The sequence below is a fragment of the Albidovulum aestuarii genome (assembly GCF_029961185.1).
Taxonomy (GTDB): Bacteria; Pseudomonadota; Alphaproteobacteria; order Rhodobacterales; family Rhodobacteraceae; genus Albidovulum; species Albidovulum aestuarii.
Map to the genome: position 1 here is coordinate 60,881 of NZ_JASBQQ010000005.1, position 21,344 is coordinate 82,224.

Here is a 21,344-nt window from a genome sequence, read left to right on the forward strand (position 1 = left end):
CATTTCTTGCGCGCAGACGTTTGGGATGGCAGCCATTGACGTTGCGGCAATCCTGACTCGAAGTCGTAGCACTTTCCTGTAACGAGCTAAAGCAACAGCGAAATCCACTGTGCTTCGACTTTAGCAACGGCGCGCAATCCCGAAAATGGTGGGATTGCAGACTTATTGTTCTGATTTGGTAAACAATGAATCCAGCGAGCGCAGACCGGCACCACCCACTCGGCGTGTTCGCATTTGGCAATGTTTGCTTCGTAATGCGGTAAATGTGGCCTCCACCAACGGCTATAGTCGGTGAAATCCCAGGAGGACCCCCGATGCCGCTTACCATGAACAAAGACGTCTTCATCACCTGCGCCGTGACCGGATCGGGCGGCACCCAGGACCGCAGCCCGCATGTGCCGCGCTCGCCCCAGCAGATCGCCGAAAGCGCGATCGATGCCGCCAAGGCGGGTGCTGCCATCGTGCATTGCCATGTGCGCGATCCCGAAACCGGCAAGCCCTCGCGCGACCCGAAGCTCTACCGCGAAGTGACCGAGCGTATCCGCGACGCCTCGGTCGATGCGGTCCTGAACCTCACCGCCGGGATGGGCGGTGACATGGTCTTCGGCCCGGTCGAAAGCCCGCTGCCCCTGCAGGCAGGGACCGATATGGGCGGCGCGACGAACCGGATGGAGCATGTCGCCGACTGCCTGCCCGAGATCTGCACGCTCGACTGCGGCACGATGAATTTTGCCGAGGCCGATTATGTGATGACAAACACGCCCGGCATGCTCAGGGCGATGGGCCAGATGATGACCGATCTGGGGGTGTGCCCGGAGATCGAGGCTTTCGATACCGGCCATCTCTGGTTCGCCAAGGAACTGGTGAAGGAGGGCGTGTTAAAAAGCCCGGCGCTGGTGCAGCTCTGCATGGGCGTGCCCTGGGGTGCGCCCAATGACCTCAACACCTTCATGGCGATGGTCAACAACGTGCCGTCAGACTGGAACTGGTCGGCCTTCTCGCTCGGCCGCGATCAAATGCCCTATGTCGCGGCCTCCGTTCTGGCGGGCGGCAACGTCCGGGTGGGGCTGGAGGACAATCTCTGGCTCGGCAAGGGACAACTGGCCACCAACGCCCAGCTCGTCGAACGCGCGGTGACGATCATCGAGAATATGGGCGCGCGGGTGATCGGACCGGATGAGGTGCGGGTGAAGCTTGGTCTGACAAAGCGGGCGCCAAGGGCGCGTTAAGCGGACAGTTTGACGGTTCAACTTGCCATACACTTTGCCGACGTTTTGCCGACAGATGGCAGACCGGCCCGAATGAAGGAATGACCATCCCATGACGCGCAAGGCATGTATCATCGGCGGGGGCGTGATCGGCGGCGGCTGGGCCGCCCGGTTCCTCCTGAATGGCTGGAATGTTTCGGTCTTCGACCCGGACCCGGAGGCAGAGCGCAAGATCAGTGAAGTGCTGTCCAATGCCCGCCGGTCATTGCCTGCCTTGTCTGACGTGCCGATGCCCGCCGAAGGGCGCTTGATCTTCGCTGCCAGCATCACCGAGGCCGTGGAAGGCGCTGATTATATTCAGGAATCCGTCTCCGAACGACTTGATCTGAAACACCGCGTCTTCGCCCAGATCCAGCAGGCATCACATGGCGTGCCAATCGGCTCCTCCACCTCCGGCTTCAAGCCGTCGGAACTGCAGGAAGGAGCCGCCGACCCATCGACGATCTTCGTCGCTCACCCCTTCAACCCGGTCTATCTGCTGCCGCTGGCCGAGATCGTACCAAGCGCGAAGTCCGATCAGAAACTCATTGAAAACGCGAAGGAAATCCTGCGCGAGATCGGCATGTTTCCGCTGCATGTCCGCAAGGAAATCGACGCCCATATCGCCGACCGTTTCCTTGAGGCGGTGTGGCGCGAGGCACTGTGGCTGGTCAAGGACGGCATCGCCACGACCGAAGAGATCGACGAGGCGATCCGCATGGGCTTTGGCCTGCGCTGGGGCCAGATGGGCCTCTTTGAGACCTACCGCGTGGCGGGCGGCGAGGCGGGCATGAAGCACTTCATGGCCCAGTTTGGCCCCTGCCTCCAGTGGCCCTGGACGAAACTGACCGATGTACCTGAATTCACGGATGAACTGGTCGATCTGATCGCTGGTCAATCTGACGAACAATCGGGGCAATACACGATCCGCGAGTTGGAACGCATCCGCGATTCAAACCTCATCGGCTTCATGCGGGCGCTCAAGGACCGCAACTGGGGCGCGGGCAAGGTGCTGCTCGATCACGACAAACGCCGCCGCGCCAGCTTCCATGAGACCGGTGAGACGGGTCAGGGCGCACCGATGGTCATGGCCCACATGCAGGTCCTGCCGGGTTGGATTGACTATAACGGCCATATGACAGAAAGCCGCTATTTGTTCGCTGCTTCAGAGACTTCGGATGCGTTCCTGCGGCTCATCGGTGCCGATATGGACTATGTCGCAGCCGGCCACAGCTATTACACCGCCGAAACCCATATCATGCATCTGGGCGAGGCGAAGCTCGGCGACCGGCTGACCGGGACGATCCAGATCCTGTCCTCGGACGAAAAGCGCATCCACGCCTTCATCCGCATCCAGCGGGGGGGTGAGGTCGTCGCCAGCCTCGAACAAATGTTCCTGCATGTCGATATGAAGGCCGGCCGCGCCTGTCCGGCGGCCCCCGAGGTGCTGGCAAAACTTGTCCCCATCGCCGAGGCCCACAAGACGCTGCCACGCCCCGAAGCGGCGGGCCGTTACACAGGCGAGCGCCGGAAATGAGCCGGCGCGTCCTTATCACCGCCGGTGCGAATGGTATCGGCCTCGTCATGGCGAAGGCTTTCGCCGAGACGGGGGCGGAAGTTTGGGTGACGGATGTTGACCCTGCCGCAATCAAGGCCGTGCCAGAAGGTATCCGTGCCTCTCGCATCAATGCCTCGGATGAACAGGAGATGGCTGCTTTCTTCAACGAAGTAAATAAAGTATGGGGCGGAATTGACGTGCTCTGCGCCAATGCCGGAATCAAGGGGCCGACCGCTTCGGTCGAGGACATGCCGCTCCGCGAATGGCGAGACTGCATCGCGGTCAATCTTGACGGTGCGATGCTGGCCGCGAAATATTCCGCTCCCCTGATGAAAACGCAGGGCAATGGCGTGATGCTGTTCACGTCTTCTACCGCCGGGCTCTACGGCTTTCCCTACCGCGCGCCCTATGCGGCGGCAAAATGGGCCGTCATTGGCCTGATGAAAACCGTGGCGATGGAGCTTGGCCCCCACGGCATCCGCGCCAACGCCATAGCTCCCGGCTCGGTCACCGGACCCCGCATTGACCGCGTTTTCGAAGCCGAGGCGGAGGCCAAGGGCATGACTTACGAACAGGTCCGCGACGGCTATGCGTCGGGCACCGCCCTTGGTCAGCTCTCTGACCCCGAAGACATCGCCAATATGGCCGTCTTCCTGGCCTCCGACGCCGCCCGCATGGTCTCGGGCCAGGTCCTGACCGTGGATGGCTTCACCATCAACCCCGACCCGAAGGTGTGAGACATGGATTTCGGACTGACGGACGAACAGAGGATGATCGTCGAAACGACGCGCGCCTTCGTCGAGAATGAGCTTTACCCGCATGAGCTGGAGGTCGAACGTACCGGCCACCTTTCCCTTGACCTGATTAAAGATATACAGGCCAAGGCAATAGAGGCCGGTCTTTATGCAGCGAACATGCCGGAAGAGGTCGGTGGCGCGGGGCTCGATACGCTCACATGGCTGCTTTACGAAAAGGAACTGGGCCGCGCCAATTATGCACTCCATTGGACCTGCGTCGCGCGACCGTCGAACATCCTTCTGGCAGGCAACGCGGAACAGCGCGAGAAATACCTGTATCCCTGTATCCGGGGCGAGACTTGGGATTGCCTCGCCATGACCGAACCCGGCGCAGGGTCCGATCTGCGCGGCATGAAGGCCTCGGCGAAAGAAGATGGCGATGACTGGATACTGAACGGCACCAAGCATTTCATCAGCCACGCCGATATCGCGGGTTTCACCATCGCCTTCATGGCGACGGGCGAGGAGATGACGCCGCGTGGGCCGAAGAAGAAGATCACCGCATTCTTCGTCGACAAGGGCATGAAGGGTTTCACGGTCCGCGACGGCTACCGTAATGTCAGCCATCGCGGCTACACCAACGCCGTCTTGGAATTCGACGATTGCCGGGTGAACAAGCGCCAGATTCTCGGCGAGGTCCACAAGGGGTTCGAGGTTGCAAATTCTTGGCTCGGCGCCACACGGCTTCAGGTCGCCTCGACCTGCCTCGGCCGCGCCGAACGGGCGCTTGGCCATGCGGTCGAATATGCCGCCGAGCGCGAACAGTTCGGCCAGAAGATCGGAAAGTTTCAGGGAATTTCCTTTAAACTCGCGGATATGGCAATGGAACTTAAGGCCGCTGAACTTCTCACTCGGGAGGCGGCGTGGAAATACGATCAGGGCACGGTGACGGAAACCGACATGTCGATGGCAAAGCTGAAGGCGACCGAAACGCTCGCTTTCATCGCCGACGAGGCGATCCAGATTCATGGCGGCATGGGGCTGATGGACGAACTGCCCCTGGAACGCATCTGGCGTGATGCGCGCGTCGAACGCATCTGGGAAGGCACCTCTGAGATCCAGCGCCACATCATCAGCCGAGAGCTTTTGCGACCGCTTGGTGCCTGACCATACTCCCCGGGGGGCTGTCTGCCCCCCGGACCCCCTGAGGATATTTTCGAACAGGTGAAGCAAGGAAATGTTAACCCTGATGGTCAAGAGTGGCTTTGCGGTACAGGCTGGGAAGCCGATGACCGCAACAGGTGAAGGCCTCCGGCTGCGGTCCGCCGCCTTCGGGGGTCTTCTTTTCCCCTTCACCTGTTTCCAAGTATCCTCGGGGGGCCGGGGGCAGACAGCCCCCGGATGCTGCCGCAGGCGCGGAGGTCGGGCATGAGCCGCGATCTTTCCCGCTTGCTCAGACCGCGGTCCATCGCGGTTATGGGGTCGGTCTGGGCCGGGAACGTCATCGAACAGTGCCGCAAGATGGGGTTCGAAGGACCGGTCTGGCCGGTTCACCCTTCGAAACCCGAGATTGGCGGGCTCAAAGCCTATCCGGCGCTGTCCGACCTGCCGGCGGCGCCCGATGCCACCTTCATTGGCGTCAATCGCCATGCGACGGTACAAGTCGTGCGGCACCTTGCCGAAATGCGGGCGGGTGGTGCGATCTGCTTCGCGTCGGGCTGGACCGAGGCGGGGGAGGCCGGCCTGCAGGCCGATCTCGTCCGGGCGGCGGGCGATATGGCGATCCTTGGGCCCAACTGCTACGGCGTCATCAACTACCTCGACGGTGCCCTCCTCTGGCCTGACCAGCATGGCGGGCGGCGGGTGAAAAAGGGGGTGGCGCTCCTCTCGCAGTCCTCGAACATCGTCATCAACCTGACGATGCAGGCGCGCGGCCTGCCCGTGGCCTATGTCGCCTGCCTGGGCAATGCCGCCCAGATCGGGCTTGCGGAACTGGCGGGCGCTCTTCTGGCCGATGACCGCGTGACCGCAATCGGAATGTATGTCGAGGGGATCGACGATGCGCCGGCTTTCGCGGGCCTTGCTGAAGCGGCGCGGGCGGCGGGCAAGGGCGTGGTTTGCGTAAAGTCAGGCAAGACCGAGGCCTCGCAAACGGCGGCCGCCTCGCATACTGCCTCGCTTGCGGGTGGCGGCGCGGCATCGTCGGCTTTCCTCAGGCAGGCGGGCGTGGCTGAAGTGAATACCCTCCCTGAACTGATTGAAACACTTAAGATTTTTCACGTTCATGGACCGCAGATCGGTGCCCGTCTTTGTTCGCTGTCCTGCTCAGGCGGTGAGGCGGGACTTGTCTCCGACCTCGCGGCACCGCTTGCGATCGACTTCCCGCCGCCGACCGATGCGCAGCGCACGGCGCTCGGCGACATCCTTGGACCCATTGTCACGATTGCCAATCCGCTCGACTATCACACCTTCATCTGGGGCGATGGTCCGCGAACCGAGGCGGTCTTTACCGAGATGCTGAAAGGATATGATGCGGGGATGTTCATCATCGACCCGCCACGGCCCGACCGCTGCGATCCGTCCTCGTTCCAGCCCGCGCTCGACGCGATTGTCGCGGCGGGAAAGAACACGGGCAAACCCGCCTTTCCTGTCGCATCGCTGCCGGAAAATTTTGACGAGGAACGGGCGATCGGAATGATTGATGTCGGCATCGCGCCTTTAATGGGGCTCGAGACGGCACTTGGGGCGATCAGGGCGGCGCAGACCGCGCCGGGACGACCGGGCTGGCGGCCTGCAACCGTACTCGCCCCGCGCGCGACGCGCATGCTCGATGAGGCCGATGGTAAGGCGCTTCTCGATGCTGCTGCCGTGCCGATACCGAAGGGCGTCATCGGCAAAACGCTCTCTGAGGCGCAGAGCAAGTCGCAGGCACTGACGCCACCTTTGGTCCTCAAGGGACTGGGCTTTGCCCACAAGACCGAGGCGGGGGCAGTCCGATTGGGTTTGTCGACGCTCGACGGTCAGGCTGAGACGCCGGGCGCGACCGGGTATCTGGTGGAAGAGATGGTTGGGGCACCCATAGCGGAAGTCCTCCTCGGCCTTCGGCGTGATCCGGTCTACGGGGTCACCCTCACGCTCGGGCTCGGCGGGGTGACGGCCGAGCTTCTGGCCGATACGGTTACGCTCGTTTTGCCAGTTGGCGAGGACGAGGTGCTGGATGCGATGCGGCGGCTGAAGCTCTGGCCCTTGCTTGACGGCTATCGCGGGCGGTCAAAGGCCGACATGGCAGCAGTGGCGGGCATAGCGGTCCGGCTTGGCGCGCTGATGCTCGCGAAACCGGAACTGGAAGAGATCGAAATCAACCCCATCCTTGTCCGGGAAGAGGGCGCGGTGGCGGTGGATGCATTGATACGGGAGGCAGTGTGATGGCTGAGATGCAGATGAGGACCGGGGGACCGATCCGGACCCGCCGCGAGGGCGGTATTCTGGAGGTGACACTCGACCGGCCCAAGGCCAATGCAATCGACCTCGTCACCAGCCGGATCATGGGGCTCACCTTCCGTGATTTCCGCGACGACGACAGCTTGCGTGTCGCTATCATCCGGGCCGAGGGCGAAAAGTTCTTCTGCCCCGGATGGGACCTGAAGGCCGCCAATGACGGTGACGCGGTCGATGGCGACTACGGCGTAGGGGGGTTCGGCGGTTTGCAGGAACTGCCGAACCTAAACAAGCCAGTGATCGCGGCAGTCAACGGCATCTGTTGTGGCGGAGGTCTGGAGCTTGCGCTTTCTGCTGACCTGATTCTTGCCTCGGACAACGCCACATTCGCGCTGCCCGAAATCCGGTCGGGCACGGTGGCCGATGCCGCCTCGATCAAGTTGCCAAAGCGCATTCCCTATCATGTGGCCATGGACCTTCTGTTGACCGGGCGCTGGTTTGATGCCGAGGAAGCTTTGCGTTGGGGGATCCTGAAGGAGATCACGACCCAGGCGGACCTTCTGTCCAAGGCATGGGACCTTGCGCGGCTTCTCGAAAGCGGTCCGCCACTGGTCTATGCCGCGATCAAGGAAGTGGTGCGCGAGGCCGAGAACATGCGGTTCCAGGACGCGCTGAACCGCATCACCAAGCGACAGATGGCGACCGTAGACCGGCTTTATTCGTCCGAGGACCAGCTCGAGGGCGCGCGGGCGTTCGCTGAAAAACGTGACCCGGTCTGGAAGGGGCGCTGATCGCGTTCAGACCGGCGTTGCCGTGTTAGTCCGGGCAAAGGTCTCGATTTCGGCAGCGGGGCGGGCGCCCGGAAGGCGGGCCAGTTCGCGGCCCCGGTGCCAGAGGATCAGAAGCGGGATGCCGCGGATACCGAGCCGTTGGGAAACGGCGGGAAAATCCTGTGTGTTGATCTTGGCGAACCGCACGCGACCTTTCAGCGACTGGGCCGCCTTGGCGAATTCCGGCGCCATCATGCGGCAGGGTCCGCACCACGGTGCCCAGTAATCGATCAGGATCGGCAGATCGTCGCCGCGCGTGGCCTTGTCATGCATCGCAAGATCAAGCTCTGCCACCTTGCCGGAGACAAGTCCGGCACCGCAAACCGCGCATTTGGGCGCTTCGTTCAGCCGCCCGGTGGGAAAGCGGTTCATCTGCCCGCAGGCAGCGCAGGTCAGTTTCAGGCTCTCGGACATTTCGGCCTCTCATTCCGGTTTCGGAATATATCGGGTGCGTCCGGGCGTTTCACAAGGGTCAGAGCAGGTCCTCTTCCTCGCCGGTGACATCGATATCCAAAGCCTCCAGTCCCGCTTCAAGGTTCTCCGCCAGATGGGGCATGCCCATCAGGTAGTCCTCGGTTGGGATTGTGGCTTCGGCGCGCGCCGTTTCGACGGCCTCAGAAATGTCCTCTGCCTCGAAACTGCCACGCCCGATCCAGGCGATCGCCGTAAGCTCCGCCTTGTCGTCCTCGTTCAGTCCCGCGATGAAGTCGCGAAGCTGCGCCTCGGCAATCGCCCCTTCGCGGGCCAGAAAGATGACCTGAACCACCGATGCAGGTGTGATTTCCAACATGTCGCGCCCTTTCCTGTTGAATGGGTGCAGGAAAGCACGCAGACGGTCAGCGAACCTTGTCCAAGATCAAATAGGCTTATTCCCCACGCGGGAAGCGTTTGCTATCTTCCAGAACATTCAGATCCATGTGATTGCGCATGTAGCGTTCGGAAGCCTTCTGCAGCGGCTGGTAGTCCCAGGGAAAATAGTCGCCGTTGCGAAGCGCTTCATAGACCACCCAGCGCCGCGCCTGACTTTTCCTCACTTCGGCGTCAAAACGAGCAAGGTCCCAGCGGGCTTCGGATTTGGCGCGCAAAAAATTGAGCGTGCCCGCATGGGCCGGATCCGGGGCGAGGTTTGTCAGTTCGTGCGGATCAGCCTCAAGGTCGAAAAGCTGATCGGGGTCGAGCGCGCATCGGTTGTATTTCCACTTGCCGTAACGCAGCGAGACCAAGGGCGCATAGGACGCCTCGGCGGCGTATTCGATCATAACCGGCGCGGTGCGCTCGGTGCCCTTGGCCGTCGGTACAAGGCTTTCGCCGTCGGTCCAGGGCATAACCTCCTCCATGCTGACACCCGCCAGATCGCAGAGCGTTGGCGTCACGTCGATCGTCGAGACGGGCGTGTCGATACGGTGCGGCTCCAACCCCGGCGCGGAGATCATCAAGGGGACCCGGGCCGAACCTTCGTAGAAGTTCATCTTGAACCACAGCCCGCGTTCCCCAAGCATGTCGCCATGGTCGGAGACGAAGAGGATCACCGCCTCCTGCCCCGTCGTCTCCAGCGCCTCCAATATCCCCGCGATCTTGTCATCGAGATAGGAGATATTGGCGAAGTAAGCCCGGCGGGACCGGCGGATATTCTCTTCAGTGATATTGAAGTTGCGCCAGTCATTCGCGTCGAAGATGCGTTTGGCATGGGGGTCGTGGTCCTCGTACGCCATAGCGGGGATTTCTGGCAGCAGGTGCTCGCAATCCTCATAAAGGTCCCAATACTTCTTCCGCGCGACGTAGGGGTCGTGGGGATGGGTGAAGCTGACAGTCAGGCACCAGGGGCGCGCGTCGTTGCCCCGTGCCAGGTCATAGACTTTGGCGGTCGCGTTATAGGCGACCTCATCGTCATATTCCATCTGGTTGGAAATCTCGGCCACGCCTGCGCCGGTGACCGATCCCATGTTGTGGTACCACCAGTCGATCCGTTCGCCCGGTTTGCGATAGTCCGGCGTCCAGCCGAAGTCGGCAGGGTAGATGTCGGTCGTCAGCCGTTCCTCAAAGCCATGAAGCTGGTCAGGGCCAACGAAATGCATCTTGCCAGAAAGACAGGTTTGGTAGCCCGCGCGGCGCAGGTGATGGGCATAGGTCGGGATATCGGAGGCAAATTCCGCCGCATTGTCGTAGACCCCGGTGCGCGAGGGCAGTTGCCCGGACATGAACGAGGCGCGTCCGGGAGCGCAGAGGGGCGAGCCGGTATAGGCGTTGCGGAACCGCACCGAACGTGCAGCGAGCGCCTTCAGCGTCGGTGCATGAAGCCAATCGGCCGGGCCGTCTGGAAACAGGGTTCCGTTCAACTGATCGACCATGAGGATGAGAATGTTCGGCTGATTGCCGGTCGCCCGTTCGCGGTCTGCCGTCATGGCTTGTCCATTCCTTGTTGAGTCGTCTTAATGATTCTGAATATCGTGACGTTCCACGTAACTGGTTTCCAGAGAAAACATGCAATGGCGGACATAAGTAAAAATTATAGCTATCTACGTCGTCATGCAGGCGGGATCATCGCCTTCGCGATGGTTGCGCGCCATGGCCAGGTCAGTTCAGCCGCGGATGCGCTCCATATGTCGCAGCCGGGTCTAAGCCAGCGTGTCCGGCTTCTGGAAGAAGCCCTTGGTACTCAGCTTTTCGAACGCGGTCCGCGTGGGGTGCGGCTGTCGCCGTCGGGCGCCGACCTCATGGCCCGGATCGAACCGCATCTGGGCGCACTTGCAGGGGCTTTCGCCGATTTCACCCTACGTGACCACGCGCCCAAGGTATTGATCGCCGTCGATTATGCCTTTGCGTCATTCTGGTTGATGCCGCGGCTGGCCAAGCTGCGGGAAACGATAGAGGCGGCCGACATCTCGGTGCTCGCCTCACAGAATCCGGGTGCGATGGCCGGTGTTACTCCCGACCTTGTCGTCAGGATGGGACGGCCGGGGCAGGGCGGTGAGACCAAGCTCATTGGCGAAAAGGTCTGTGCGGTCTGCAGTCCGAGGTTCCTCCGGAACCATCCCGCGATAACAGGGCCGTCAGACTTGTCAGCGATGCCGCTTCTCAGCCTTTCTGGGGTGGGTAACTGGTTCGACTGGGATGGGTGGTTCCGGCATTTCGGAATCGTACCACCTGATCGGCTGATGAAAACCAGCTTCAATACCTATGATCTTGTCATGCAGGCAGCGGTTGACGGTCACGGCGTTGCGCTCGGCTGGCATGGGTTGGTGGACCCGATGCTCGACCGGGGCGATCTCGTCCGCGCGGTGCCGGACATGGCCGAGAGCGACCGAGGCTACTTCCTGCGGCTTGGAAATGCCCAGGCGAGCGAGGCGGCCCGCAGCGTTCATGACTGGATGGCCCAAGCGGCGCAAATTTGACCAACGGGTTCTTGCGTTCCTCTGCTGCCTCGCAGACCGTGCGAAGCGTGATTCTGATGCGCGGCAAGGGACCCATGCAGAACAAGCTTCTTCTCATCATCATCGACGGTGTGCCCTATGCCAACTGGCGCGGTTTCTTTGGTAATCTTGAAGGCTGGGTGGAGGAGGGAGAGGCACGGGTCTGGCGCATGCGTTCGGTCTTGCCATCGACCTCGGCCTCTTGCTATGCCTCAATCCACACCGGGGTGACGCCGCAAGTTCACCGTGTCACGTCGAATGAGTCTATCTTCCGCGTGGCCGAACCGGACGTCTTTTCCGAGGTCACGAAGGCCGGCGGCAAGACCGGTGCGGTCGCCCACAGCTTCTGGTCGGAGTTTTTCAACCGGTCCCCGTTCGACCCCGTGCGCGACATCGAATACGATGAGCAGGGCCAGAGCCCGATCAGCCATGGCCGCTTTCATACGATGACCGGTTACGGCCACGACAACCAGATGACGCCTTGCGATGCGGACCTTTTCGCCACGCTGACCATGCTGGCCGAGCGGCATGGGATCGATTACGGCATGCTCCATACCTGCACGCTCGACAGCATGGGCCACCGCTTCACCCATGACTGTATCCAGATGGATCTGGCCTGCTTCAAACTTGATGGGCAGCTTGCACCGTACATCACGCGTTGGCGGAACGCTGGATACGAGGTTGTCGTCACCGCGGATCACGGCCAATCCAAACGCGGCCACCATGGTGGGGCAGAAGACATGCAACGCGACTTTGCGCTTTACTATTTCGGCCCTGCAGATGGTCCGGCTCCGGATGCCCTTCTGGATCAGTGCCAGCTTGCCCCGACAGTTCTTAAACGCTTGGGCGTTCCGGTGCCGGGCACCATGCTGGCCGCACCATTCCTTGACTGATCGGGACGTGTCGGCAGCCGGGGTAGCCCTATGTCACAACGCACATCGGAACAGGAACTGGCGGTGTTCGCTCGGTTCCTTCCAAGTGCTGTCCGAGATCACCAGTTTTTCGCGAAAAACTTCTTCGCACCCGGCATCGGTCAGCGCATCGAGGAGGTTCCAGTTTCCAAAGTCGAGGTCGAACACATAGTCAATAGGAGCGCCGATACAATCCTGCAGGGCCTTCAGTTTGTCGTACGGAGTGGCTGTATCCGTGAGTGAGCGTATGTCGTAGGAACCGTATGCCTTGAGTTGACCGGCGCATTCGTCGGTATGGCGCGTGGACAATCCCAAAAGATCGACAAATTCGATGCTCTTGTGTGTATTCTGGATCAGATAATAGGGCACCATTCCCGCCTGACCCGAAGCAATCGTCAGGTGGTCCCGGGGGGCGGCCTCGATTTCCTTGATCATTCTGTCCGTGAAACTGAGGTCGCGGATGTGGATGACGTTGAACCGGTCTGCCAAGGCGGCACGGAAGGATTTCGTCTCTACTTCGGCGCGCACCCACAGGGGTAACCCACCCGATGGAAGTCTTGAGGTGAAGACCAGTTCCGCGGTCGAGAGACTGACCGTGGCGAAGATGACCCAGGTCGTATAACCCGCTGGCAGAAAGATCAGTGCGGACAGGATCACAAATGCAAAGACCGGCACAAGGAACCGCCCCATTTCCATCCAGTCACCCCCGGCGGTGAATGCAAAACAAGCCACCACGAACCCGAGGAGGAAGAACAGGGATGCGGCCCTGGTCTTTCGGTCTTGCTGGTCCCCAGTGGCAATTTTGTAGACGCAAAATACTGACGCCGCGATCAACAGGGCCGATGTTGCCGGCATCTGTCGCATGGTATTCACAAAATACATCATGCCAGCGAAAAAGCGCTGCCTGAGGCCAAGATCCTGCTTTGCGTGGACGGGATTGGGAAAGAAATCGAGGCCGATGGCCAGGCGGAACCCGATCGCGGCAACAACGGCAAGGACCAACACGGTCAGAATCGGCAGGTTCCTGGCGGGGCCACGGTCCAGGATCGCGATCCCGACCGCGAAACAGAGGATGACAAGAAGCGCCTCGGGGCGGGTCAGGACAGCCGCGACCGCAACACCGAACAACGGGATGAGGCCGGGCAACCTTGGCCTATGCTCGCTCGACAGCGTGAACAGCACAACAAACGTAAGCGTGAGAAGATACAGCGAGTTCTCCATCCCCGACAGGGACCAGTAGAGAACCGGCGGCAAAAGACAAATGGCCATGAGTCCATAGCGCGGGAGTTGCCACGAGCGGAACACGGGCAGAAGGACAAGGCCAATTGCGATCAGAATGATAAAGCTGACGAATGGTCCGGTATCGGCGGCACTCAGTCCTGTCACGGTCGAAATCGCAGCCAGAAGGGCGGTGAACGCCAGACTGCTCGATTGTTCCAGATCTCGGCCGTTGTAATTGACTATTCCGTCGCCCTTGGCCAACGCATCGGCAACGAAGTAGGTGATGTGGCTGTCATCACGGCCAGTATAGCCGAGCAGCATAACAAGTACGACTGCCGTAGCCAGGACAACCAACCAAATCGAAATCGAACCTTGAAACTGGCGCAAACGAAATTCCTTTCAGGCGTTCAGGCCTGACTTTAGGTCTCGTGACAACGCACTGGCAACGTCAATTCGCCCACGGTGGCTGGTGCGGTGCGCCCCATGAAACAAATGCGCAGACCAGATCGAAGTTGTTTCGCACGATCTGTATCACAGCGGACGGATCTTCAACCGTGTGATGCGGTTCTCTTTGCGGGTCAGAACCTCAAAGCGGAAGCCGTGGAAGGAAAAGACCTGACCTTCGGCGGGGATCATCTGCGCTTCGTGGATGACAAGGCCGGCGATCGTATTGGCTTCGTCATCGGGCAGCGACCAGTCCGTCGCGCGATTGAGGTCGCGGATCGTCATCGCGCCATCGATGATGCAGTCACCCGCTTCGGTCATTTTCAGCGGATGCTCGGCATCGATGTCGAACTCGTCGGTGATCTCGCCGACAATCTCCTCGATGATGTCCTCAAGCGTAAGCAACCCGCGCAGGTCTCCGTATTCGTCCACCACCAGCGCGAAATGAGTGCGGCGTTTCAGGAACTCGCGCATCTGCTCGTCGAGCGGCGTCGTCTCGGGCACGAAATAGGCAGGTTTAGCCACCGACATGATGTCTAGGTCCCGGACCGAGGACAGGTTGCCATCCTCGCCGCGCACCGTCTTCTCGACGGCGCGAAGCAGGTCTTTTGAATGGATAACGCCAACGATGTTCTCTCGTTCGCCCTTGTAAAGCGGCAGGCGGGTGTGGGGTGAGGCAAGTACGGTCGAAAGGATGCGTTCGGACCCGGCATCCGCGTCGATCATCATGATCTGGCTGCGGTGGAGCATGATCTCTTCGACGGTACGGTCATTGAGGTCGAGCGCACCGAGCAGCCGGTCACGTGCCTCTTTGTGCACGGCCCCTTCGGAATGACCGATCGCCAGCGCACCGACAATCTCGTCGCGGAAGGACAGGATGTGGCTGTCAGGGTCCGTGCGGACGCCAAAGAGCATCAAAAGGCCCCGGACGATAAAACGCACAAGCGTAACGACCGGGCTGAGGACAAGGATGAGCAATCGGATCGGCCGTGCAACACGGGATGCGGCGGTTTCAGGCGCGGTGATCGCGTAGGTTTTTGGCAAGACCTCGGCGAAGACAAGGACGAGCGCTGTCATCACCAGCGTCGCGACCGCAACGCCGTTCGCGCCGAAGAGCCGCGAAAAAAGCGCGGTCGCAAGTGCGGCCGACAGGATGTTGGCGACATTGTTGCCCAGCAGGATCGCGCCGATCAGCTTCTCACTGTCCTCCTTGACGTCAAGCGCGGTCTCGGCGCCAAGATTGCCCTTGTCGGCCTGCGCCCGAAGCTTGCCGCGCGATGCCGCAGTCAACGCGGTCTCGGAGCCGGAGAAGAAGGCAGACAGCAGCAACAGGACGAGGATTGCCCCGGCTGTCAGCCAGAAACTGCTATCGAGGATCACGTCGGAGGTCATTTTGTAGATTTCCCTTTGATTGCACCCGTTATGGGGGCGCGACGGTCAGGCTGCAAGATGTGCGGCAAGGGACGCAAAGCTTGCGGGCCCGAATCCAGCCCGGTCACCCACTCACTCGGCGTTGCGGGCAAGCGGGTGATGGTCCAGAACAAGCTTCTTCAGGCGTTCATCCAGCACGTGGGTATAGATCTCGGTCGTTGAGATATCGGCATGGCCGAGCATCGTCTGGATTGCGCGCAGGTCGGCTCCTCCGGCAAGAAGATGCGTCGCGAAAGCGTGGCGTAGTACATGCGGCGTCACTCGCGCGGGCGCGATGCCCGCTGTCAACGAGATATCCTTCAAGAGCCCGTGGAAGGCCTGCCGAGTCATGTGACCAGCACGACCCCGCGCCGGAAATAGGTGCTTTCCCGGTGGCGTACCCGCCTCGCAGCGCGCCAAGTCCTCAGCCTCGTCGCGAAGCTTGAGCCACGCCGCAAGCGTTTCGCGCGCGGGGGTCGAAAGCGGCACCATACGCTCCTTTCCACCCTTGCCCTTAACCAGCAGCATGCGGGGATCGCCACGTGCGGCCGAGACGGGCAGGCTCACAAGTTCGCTTACCCGCATGCCGGTCGCATATAGCAGTTCCATCAGACAGGTATTGCGCACCCGCTCGACCGGATTGCGACCGGATTGCCGCGTGGCCTCCAGCAGTGCCTCGACTTCGGCTTCGGTCAGAATCTTCGGCAGGCTCTTGGCACGGCCAGGGCCGGTGATCTGGATAGCTGGGTTGTCGACGCGTCTGCCTTCTTCATATGCAAAGCGGAAGAGCTGGCGGATAGAAGACAGACGGCGCGCGCGGGTTGCCCGCGAAAGGCCTTCGGCATCGCAGAAAACCAGATAAGCTTCGATGTCGGCGCGTTCGGCGTTTTCAAAACTCTTCCCACGTCGCGCCAACCAACCTGAGAAATCCTTAAGGTCACGGCCATAGCCGAGAAGCGTGTTCTGCGCTGCACCCAACTCGGCCGCCTGCGCATCGAGAAAGGCGGAAATCCATCGTTCCATTCCGGCCATTGCTAGCCTCGCCGATCCAAAAGCATGAGTTCGATCGCGGCCCGCCGCGCCGTGCTTTCCAATCCGACATGGCGCAAAAGAACGAGACCGTCGGTGACATCCCTCAGATCGCCGCGCGCCCCCTCGGTGATCTGATCGATGGCGAGGATCAGTGCCTCGCCCAACCGCTTTTCGGTAAGCAATGCCGAGTAACCTGCCGAGGGCCCGACACCTTGACTGAAGGCAAGCTTGACCGCGGAGCCCATCTGGTCAGGCGCGTTGAGACCGGCAACCGACCCTGTTGCAAGACCGACCAGAAAACGGTCGAGCGGGTGGTTCGAGTTCCGCCGACGCGCGATGTTTTCGTAATTTTCGGACAGGAGGCCGATGTGAAAGGCAAGCGTTCCCGCCTCGCCGTCGAGTTCCAGTTCTGTGAGTTTTTGCCCATATTCTGAGGCGAATGGCACTTCAATTTCCATCGCCTGTATGTGACGCCAGACGACGGGAAGAATTCCGGCCACCGCTGCGCTGTCCTGACGGTCCAGTGCACGGGTAAGGTCCTGAACCGCCCTGACCCGTTCCCAGACGCCACCGGAGGCTGCGGGTTTGCGTTCGCTGTACAACTCCCAAAGCAGTGCGGGGGAGATTGCACCATTTTTCGCAAGCCGCTCGGCGGCCTCAAGCCGGGTCTTCCAGCCGGTATTTGAGCGGAGGTCGGATTGCGCGAAGGCCACCGGAAGGGTGGTCGTCGACAGGGGCTGGCCGATGGCCTCCATCAGCCTCAGAACCAGTGGCGAAGGTCGCGTCGGCAGCGGAAGGTCGGGCTCTCCTTCACTAAGTTCCGGGTCCAGAAACCGTTCCAGCAACCGTGCCGTGTCGTCATCGACATAACCAAGCGTTTCCCCGGTCCGAAGCGACAGTGCCGCCGCATTCCAGTCGCCACCCCGTGCAAGGCAGAAGACCCGTGCCGGGAAAGTCGGTGCAATCTGCGGGTTCTCTCGCATCATGTCGCACGCTCGGTCCTCTTCACCGGTCAAGAGTGCCACGTCGAACCAGCGCCGAAAGGGTTCCGGCTGCGGGTTCTCAATCATCTCCAGCAGCGCCAGCGCCGGGTCGAGCGCGCCGAGATCAAGGAGTTTGTCAACACGGGCGAGAAATATCGCACCCTGGCCGTCTGAATCGGCCGGCGGCGCGACCTCGGCCAGCAGCAGTGTATACAACAGCGACTGAATTGCTGGCAGCGTGTCGATCCGTTCGGCCCGGATCATGCGGGCCAGCTCGATTGAGGATGTCGTGCCCCAGAGATCGCGTGGCAGACCGGTCTTCGATACCGAAAGTAGACCGAGACCATCGAGCGACAATCCGTCGATCGGTGCAACCGTGATCGGACGCGGAGCTGCGCCGATGGCAACCGCAGGTTCGTTGGTCGTGGATGGCAATGAAGCCGCGGGTCCAGTCACCGACTTCGACAACCAATCAATCGCCGACAATGGCGGATCGTCTTGGGTTTCGGCGCCAAGCGCCGATGCACCACTCAAAAGCAGCAGCGCGAGAAGTCCGGCTCTACTTGACCACATTCAACTCAACCGGTTCGCTGATCTCGGCGCGGTCGGGTGTCATATCGCCAAGATAGGCGTATCCCGTCAGGCCAATGAAGGCGACGAGTGCCAAAAAGATGATCAGCTTCAGAAGTCGGAGCATTTGGTCCTGCCGTCGTTTGTTTACTGTCGTTGTCCGAAGTTGATCACGCGCCTGTTTTCGCTCCGGTTCGTCCCGCCCATCCGGTGTGCTTTACGCTTACCGGCACGGATGCGCGGATTATATATGGCATTTTCGGCGAGTTCACGCCATTCAGGGCAGAAAGTTTTACACTGGGCAGAAGCATGCCACTGGTGCATCTGGTGGTAACGGTGCCCGTCCTGGGGCAGGAATGGAATCGGAACGTGACGGGAAGTCTGAAGAAGACGGTAGTTCTGATCGGCATGATGGGGGCCGGTAAGACCGCCGTGGGAAATGCCCTCGCACGGCTGCTTGGCGTTCCCTTTCTTGATTCCGACGAGGAAATTGAACGCGCTGCGAATATGACCGTGGCCGAGATATTCGCGCGCGACGGCGAGCCGTTTTTCCGGGCTCGCGAATCCGAAGTTCTAAGCCGGCTGCTGTCCGGCGACCCCTGTATCCTGTCCACCGGGGGCGGAGCTTTTCTGGCCCAAGGCAATCGCGTAGCTATTGCAAAACGTGGCGTTGCGGTCTGGCTGAAGGCCGATCTTGAGCTGCTCTGGCAAAGGGTTCGGCACAAAAATACCCGCCCACTCCTGCGGACGGCCGACCCGAAGAAAACGCTCGCCACGTTGCTGGAGGCGCGCAGTCCGGTTTATGCCGAGGCCGGAATTGTGGTCGAGGCGCATGCTGACTATTCGGTCGAGGATATGGCGCGCAAGGTTATCGACGCACTGGCCGCACGGCAGGACGTATTGGAGTTGGAATGACGGAACGGGAAACGGTGCATGTGGCTCTTGGAAGCCGCAGCTATGACGTTCGCATTGGCGCCGGCCTTCTGGCGCGCGCGGGGGAGGAGATTGCGCCCTTACTTGCGCGCCGTCGGGTAGCCGTCCTGACCGATGAAACGGTTTCCGCCATGCATCTGGACAGCCTGCGCGCCGGTCTCGGCGACGTGGCGATGACCGCGCTCGCGCTACCTGCCGGTGAGGCGACGAAGGGATGGGAGCAGTTTTCCCGCGCGGTTGACTGGCTTCTGGCCGAAAAGGTCGAGCGGCGCGACATCGTCATCGCCCTTGGCGGCGGCGTGATTGGCGATCTGGCGGGTTTTGCGGCGGCGGTCCTGCGCCGGGGGGTCCGTTTCGTGCAGATCCCCACGTCACTTCTGGCGCAGGTCGACAGTTCGGTGGGCGGCAAGACCGGCATCAACTCCACCCATGGCAAGAACCTGATCGGCGCGTTTCATCAGCCCTCGCTCGTTCTGGCCGACATTGATGTACTAGGCACGCTTCCGGCCCGCGATTTCCTGTCGGGCTACGGCGAAGTGGTAAAGTACGGCCTTCTGGGTGATGCCGACTTTTTCGACTGGTTGGAGGTGAATGGCCCGGCATTGGCGGCGGGGGATTCCGTCGCGCGGCAATATGCCGTCCGCCGGTCGGTCGAGATGAAGGCGCGGATCGTCGAACGGGACGAGACCGAACAGGGCGACCGCGCACTTCTGAACCTTGGCCATACTTTCTGCCACGCGCTGGAAAAGGCTACGGGCTATTCCGACCGCCTTTTACATGGCGAAGGGGTGGCGATCGGCTGTGCCCTTGCCTTTGAACTCAGCCAGCGGCTTGGCCTGTGCAGTCAGGAAGCGCCGAGCCGGGTCCGGGCGCATCTGAAGGCGATGGGAATGAAGGTCGACCTGTCCGACATTCCGGGCGATCTGCCGGGGGCCGAGGCGCTGGTCGCGCTCATGGGGCAGGACAAGAAAGTCGTCGACGGCAAGCTGCGCTTCATTCTTGCGCGCGGGATCGGCGAGGCATTTGTCACCTCGGATGTGCCGTCTGATGCGGTTCTCGGCCTGCTGTCAGATGCTTTGCGCGGTTGAGATATCTGCAATGGCGTGATCGCCGACCTGACGGTCTGAAAAGCGTCAAGGAAACCGGATCGTTAGACCGAACTTGTCATCTTCACGAAACCCGACCTTCTTGTAAAATCCGATTGCGCCTCTGGCCTGCCCCGTCAGAAGCATAATCTTGTAGGCGCCGCCGTCGCGGGAAACCTGAATGCAGGTTTCCAATACGGCGCGTGCAAACCCGCGCCTGCGATGCGCGGTCGCCGTCACGACATTTTCGATCAGCGCATAGGGACGTGCATTCCGCGTGACGTTTGGCAGTAGGTGTAAGGTTGCCATGGCGCGCAATTCGTCCCCTTCAAACATGCCATAGACATCTGTGCCGGGATGATTGAGGACGGCCAAGAACGCATCCGGATCACCCGGCTCGCTCACTTCCTCAAGAACTGCGTAGAGATTCAGAGCCGCCGTGATGTCCTCCGGCGCCAGGCGGCGAACACATCCGGTCTGGATTGCCGCCGCCACGCCGGATCAGAACGGTATTTCGTCGTCGAGATCGGCCCGGCTGCCACCGCCGCCGCCTGACGATCCGCCACCCTGACCGCCACCGCCGAAGCCGCCGGACGATCCGCCACTATAACCGCCGCGGTCATCATCGTAGCCGCCACCGCCGCCGCCACCCTCGCCACGCCCGTCGAGCATGACCAGCGTCGAGGAGAAGTTTCTCAGCACAACCTCGGTCGTATAGCGGTCAGCCCCGGACTGGTCCTGCCATTTGCGGGTTTCCAGCTGGCCCTCGATGTAGACCTTGGAGCCTTTGCGCAGATACTGCTCGGCCACCTTTACAAGACCCTCGGAAAAGATCGCGACCGAATGCCACTCAGTACGTTCCCGACGTTCGCCTGTATTGCGGTCGCGCCAGTTTTCCGAGGTCGCGATTCTGAGATTGCAGACCTTGCCGCCATTCTGGAACGACCGGACTTCCGGATCGCGCCCGAGATTTCCGATCAGAATGACCTTGTTCACCGATCCCGACATTCCGGGTTCCTCCTCCGCGATTCTTGTTTGCCCCGTTAGACCATCCGGTGCCCGACAAGAAAAGCACTCATGGTTAAGAAACCATTATTTAGCGCACGGCTTCTTCGGCAAAAGACCGCGTATAACTCCGGTTAGAGAAGCGGTGGGGACCGGTCTCTATGTCTTCAGGACAATGGTTATGCAAAGCCTCCCGTTCCAGATCAGCGTTACAAGTCGCGGTACACCGCTGCGTCTGAGACAGGAGATGACCATGTCCAAACTCACCACCACAGCCCTTGCCGCGCTGATCGGCCTCGGGCTCGCGCTCCCCTCCTTTGCAAGCGACGCGCCCGATGCGGCGACGCAGGCGAAGATCACCGAACAACTCACTGCTGACGGCTATGAAGTCCGCAAGATCGACTCCGAGGACGGCATGATCGAGGTCTATGCGGTGAAGGATGGCAAGATGTACGAAATCTATCTCGATGCGGATCTGAAAGTGGTGAAAACCAAGGAAGAAAGCTGATCGAAAGTGATCCGGGCGGCGT

Annotated in this window: 21 protein-coding genes; 11 read left to right on the forward strand and 10 right to left on the reverse strand. The window is 61.0% G+C overall.

The genetic code is table 11. The features are described 5' to 3' along the window. Nucleotides 1-314: 314 nt before the first annotated feature. From bcoG to QKW60_RS12545, 6 genes are all read left to right on the forward strand, one after another. Nucleotides 315-1,229 carry a 3-dehydrocarnitine:acetyl-CoA trimethylamine transferase BcoG gene (bcoG, locus tag QKW60_RS12520; protein WP_282369159.1) on the forward strand — a complete coding sequence of 305 codons (915 nt, stop codon included), beginning with the start codon at nucleotides 315-317 and terminating at the stop codon, nucleotides 1,227-1,229. Nucleotides 1,230-1,320: 91 nt separating this feature from the next. Next, nucleotides 1,321-2,784 carry a carnitine 3-dehydrogenase gene (locus tag QKW60_RS12525; RefSeq protein WP_282369160.1) on the forward strand — a complete coding sequence of 488 codons (1,464 nt, stop codon included), beginning with the start codon at nucleotides 1,321-1,323 and terminating at the stop codon, nucleotides 2,782-2,784. Further along, entirely contained in the window at nucleotides 2,781-3,542 is a 762-nt protein-coding gene (locus QKW60_RS12530; protein WP_282369161.1) for an SDR family oxidoreductase, read from the forward strand. Before QKW60_RS12525 ends, QKW60_RS12530 begins: the two co-directional genes overlap by 4 nt. Nucleotides 3,543-3,545: 3 nt before the next feature. Next, nucleotides 3,546-4,709 (forward strand): acyl-CoA dehydrogenase family protein, encoded by a 1,164-nt coding sequence (locus QKW60_RS12535; protein ID WP_282369162.1) that lies wholly within the window; start codon nucleotides 3,546-3,548, stop codon nucleotides 4,707-4,709. 261 nt (nucleotides 4,710-4,970) lie between these two features. After that, nucleotides 4,971-6,968 carry an acetate--CoA ligase family protein gene (locus QKW60_RS12540; protein WP_282369163.1) on the forward strand — a complete coding sequence of 666 codons (1,998 nt, stop codon included), beginning with the start codon at nucleotides 4,971-4,973 and terminating at the stop codon, nucleotides 6,966-6,968. Next, entirely contained in the window at nucleotides 6,968-7,771 is an 804-nt protein-coding gene (locus QKW60_RS12545; RefSeq protein ID WP_419762678.1) for a carnitinyl-CoA dehydratase, read from the forward strand. Before QKW60_RS12540 ends, QKW60_RS12545 begins: the two co-directional genes overlap by 1 nt. 6 nt (nucleotides 7,772-7,777) lie before the next feature. On the opposite strand, the gene QKW60_RS12550 is transcribed toward QKW60_RS12545, so the two are convergent. The 3 genes from QKW60_RS12550 to betC all read right to left on the reverse strand — a co-directional run bounded on the left by QKW60_RS12550 (nucleotide 7,778) and on the right by betC (nucleotide 10,212). Continuing rightward, nucleotides 7,778-8,224 (reverse strand): thioredoxin domain-containing protein, encoded by a 447-nt coding sequence (locus tag QKW60_RS12550; protein WP_282369164.1) that lies wholly within the window; start codon nucleotides 8,222-8,224, stop codon nucleotides 7,778-7,780. A 58-nt stretch (nucleotides 8,225-8,282) separates the two neighbouring features. Beyond that, nucleotides 8,283-8,600, reverse strand: coding sequence for a DUF3775 domain-containing protein (locus QKW60_RS12555; protein ID WP_282369166.1), 318 nt, complete (start codon nucleotides 8,598-8,600; stop codon nucleotides 8,283-8,285). A 76-nt stretch (nucleotides 8,601-8,676) separates the two neighbouring features. Continuing rightward, a complete protein-coding gene (gene betC, locus QKW60_RS12560) occupies nucleotides 8,677-10,212 on the reverse strand; it encodes a choline-sulfatase (RefSeq protein ID WP_282369167.1) in 1,536 nt (511 codons plus the stop codon). Nucleotides 10,213-10,296: 84 nt separating this feature from the next. On the opposite strand from betC, the gene QKW60_RS12565 reads away from it, so the two are divergent. Further along, a complete protein-coding gene (locus QKW60_RS12565) occupies nucleotides 10,297-11,202 on the forward strand; it encodes a LysR family transcriptional regulator (RefSeq protein WP_282369168.1) in 906 nt (301 codons plus the stop codon). A 74-nt stretch (nucleotides 11,203-11,276) separates the two neighbouring features. Continuing rightward, complete coding sequence (locus QKW60_RS12570) at nucleotides 11,277-12,113, forward strand: alkaline phosphatase family protein (RefSeq protein ID WP_282369169.1); 837 nt, start codon at nucleotides 11,277-11,279, stop codon at nucleotides 12,111-12,113. 33 nt (nucleotides 12,114-12,146) lie between these two features. On the opposite strand, the gene QKW60_RS12575 is transcribed toward QKW60_RS12570, so the two are convergent. The 5 genes from QKW60_RS12575 to QKW60_RS12595 all read right to left on the reverse strand — a co-directional run bounded on the left by QKW60_RS12575 (nucleotide 12,147) and on the right by QKW60_RS12595 (nucleotide 17,918). Further along, nucleotides 12,147-13,739: a hypothetical protein gene (locus tag QKW60_RS12575; RefSeq protein WP_282369170.1), complete on the reverse strand. Its 1,593-nt coding sequence runs from the start codon at nucleotides 13,737-13,739 to the stop codon at nucleotides 12,147-12,149. Between the two features lie 144 nt (nucleotides 13,740-13,883). Continuing rightward, on the reverse strand, nucleotides 13,884-15,188 hold the full coding sequence (locus QKW60_RS12580; protein WP_282369171.1) for an HlyC/CorC family transporter: 1,305 nt from the start codon (nucleotides 15,186-15,188) through the stop codon (nucleotides 13,884-13,886). Nucleotides 15,189-15,299: 111 nt separating this feature from the next. Next, nucleotides 15,300-16,238, reverse strand: a complete 939-nt coding sequence (locus tag QKW60_RS12585) for a site-specific tyrosine recombinase XerD (RefSeq protein WP_419762679.1) — start codon at nucleotides 16,236-16,238, stop codon at nucleotides 15,300-15,302. A gap of 2 nt (nucleotides 16,239-16,240) precedes the next feature. Further along, complete coding sequence (locus tag QKW60_RS12590; protein ID WP_282369175.1) at nucleotides 16,241-17,794, reverse strand: hypothetical protein; 1,554 nt, start codon at nucleotides 17,792-17,794, stop codon at nucleotides 16,241-16,243. Further along, nucleotides 17,781-17,918, reverse strand: coding sequence for a hypothetical protein (locus tag QKW60_RS12595; protein WP_263737929.1), 138 nt, complete (start codon nucleotides 17,916-17,918; stop codon nucleotides 17,781-17,783). The genes QKW60_RS12590 and QKW60_RS12595 overlap by 14 nt, the downstream gene beginning before the upstream one ends. 242 nt (nucleotides 17,919-18,160) lie before the next feature. Here QKW60_RS12595 and QKW60_RS12600 point away from each other — a divergent pair, with 242 nt between their 5' ends. Next, a complete protein-coding gene (locus QKW60_RS12600; protein ID WP_282369474.1) occupies nucleotides 18,161-18,706 on the forward strand; it encodes a shikimate kinase in 546 nt (181 codons plus the stop codon). After that, complete coding sequence (aroB, locus tag QKW60_RS12605; protein ID WP_282369177.1) at nucleotides 18,703-19,812, forward strand: 3-dehydroquinate synthase; 1,110 nt, start codon at nucleotides 18,703-18,705, stop codon at nucleotides 19,810-19,812. Before QKW60_RS12600 ends, aroB begins: the two co-directional genes overlap by 4 nt. A 45-nt stretch (nucleotides 19,813-19,857) precedes the next feature. Here aroB and QKW60_RS12610 read toward each other — a convergent pair whose 3' ends face one another. Together QKW60_RS12610 and QKW60_RS12615 are read right to left on the reverse strand one after the other, a co-directional pair. After that, nucleotides 19,858-20,304 (reverse strand): GNAT family N-acetyltransferase, encoded by a 447-nt coding sequence (locus QKW60_RS12610; RefSeq protein ID WP_282369179.1) that lies wholly within the window; start codon nucleotides 20,302-20,304, stop codon nucleotides 19,858-19,860. A 6-nt stretch (nucleotides 20,305-20,310) separates the two neighbouring features. Next, nucleotides 20,311-20,817: a single-stranded DNA-binding protein gene (locus QKW60_RS12615; RefSeq protein ID WP_282369180.1), complete on the reverse strand. Its 507-nt coding sequence runs from the start codon at nucleotides 20,815-20,817 to the stop codon at nucleotides 20,311-20,313. Between the two features lie 250 nt (nucleotides 20,818-21,067). Here QKW60_RS12615 and QKW60_RS12620 point away from each other — a divergent pair, with 250 nt between their 5' ends. Continuing rightward, a complete protein-coding gene (locus QKW60_RS12620) occupies nucleotides 21,068-21,322 on the forward strand; it encodes a PepSY domain-containing protein (protein ID WP_282369181.1) in 255 nt (84 codons plus the stop codon). The last annotated feature ends 22 nt before the right edge of the window (nucleotides 21,323-21,344 follow it).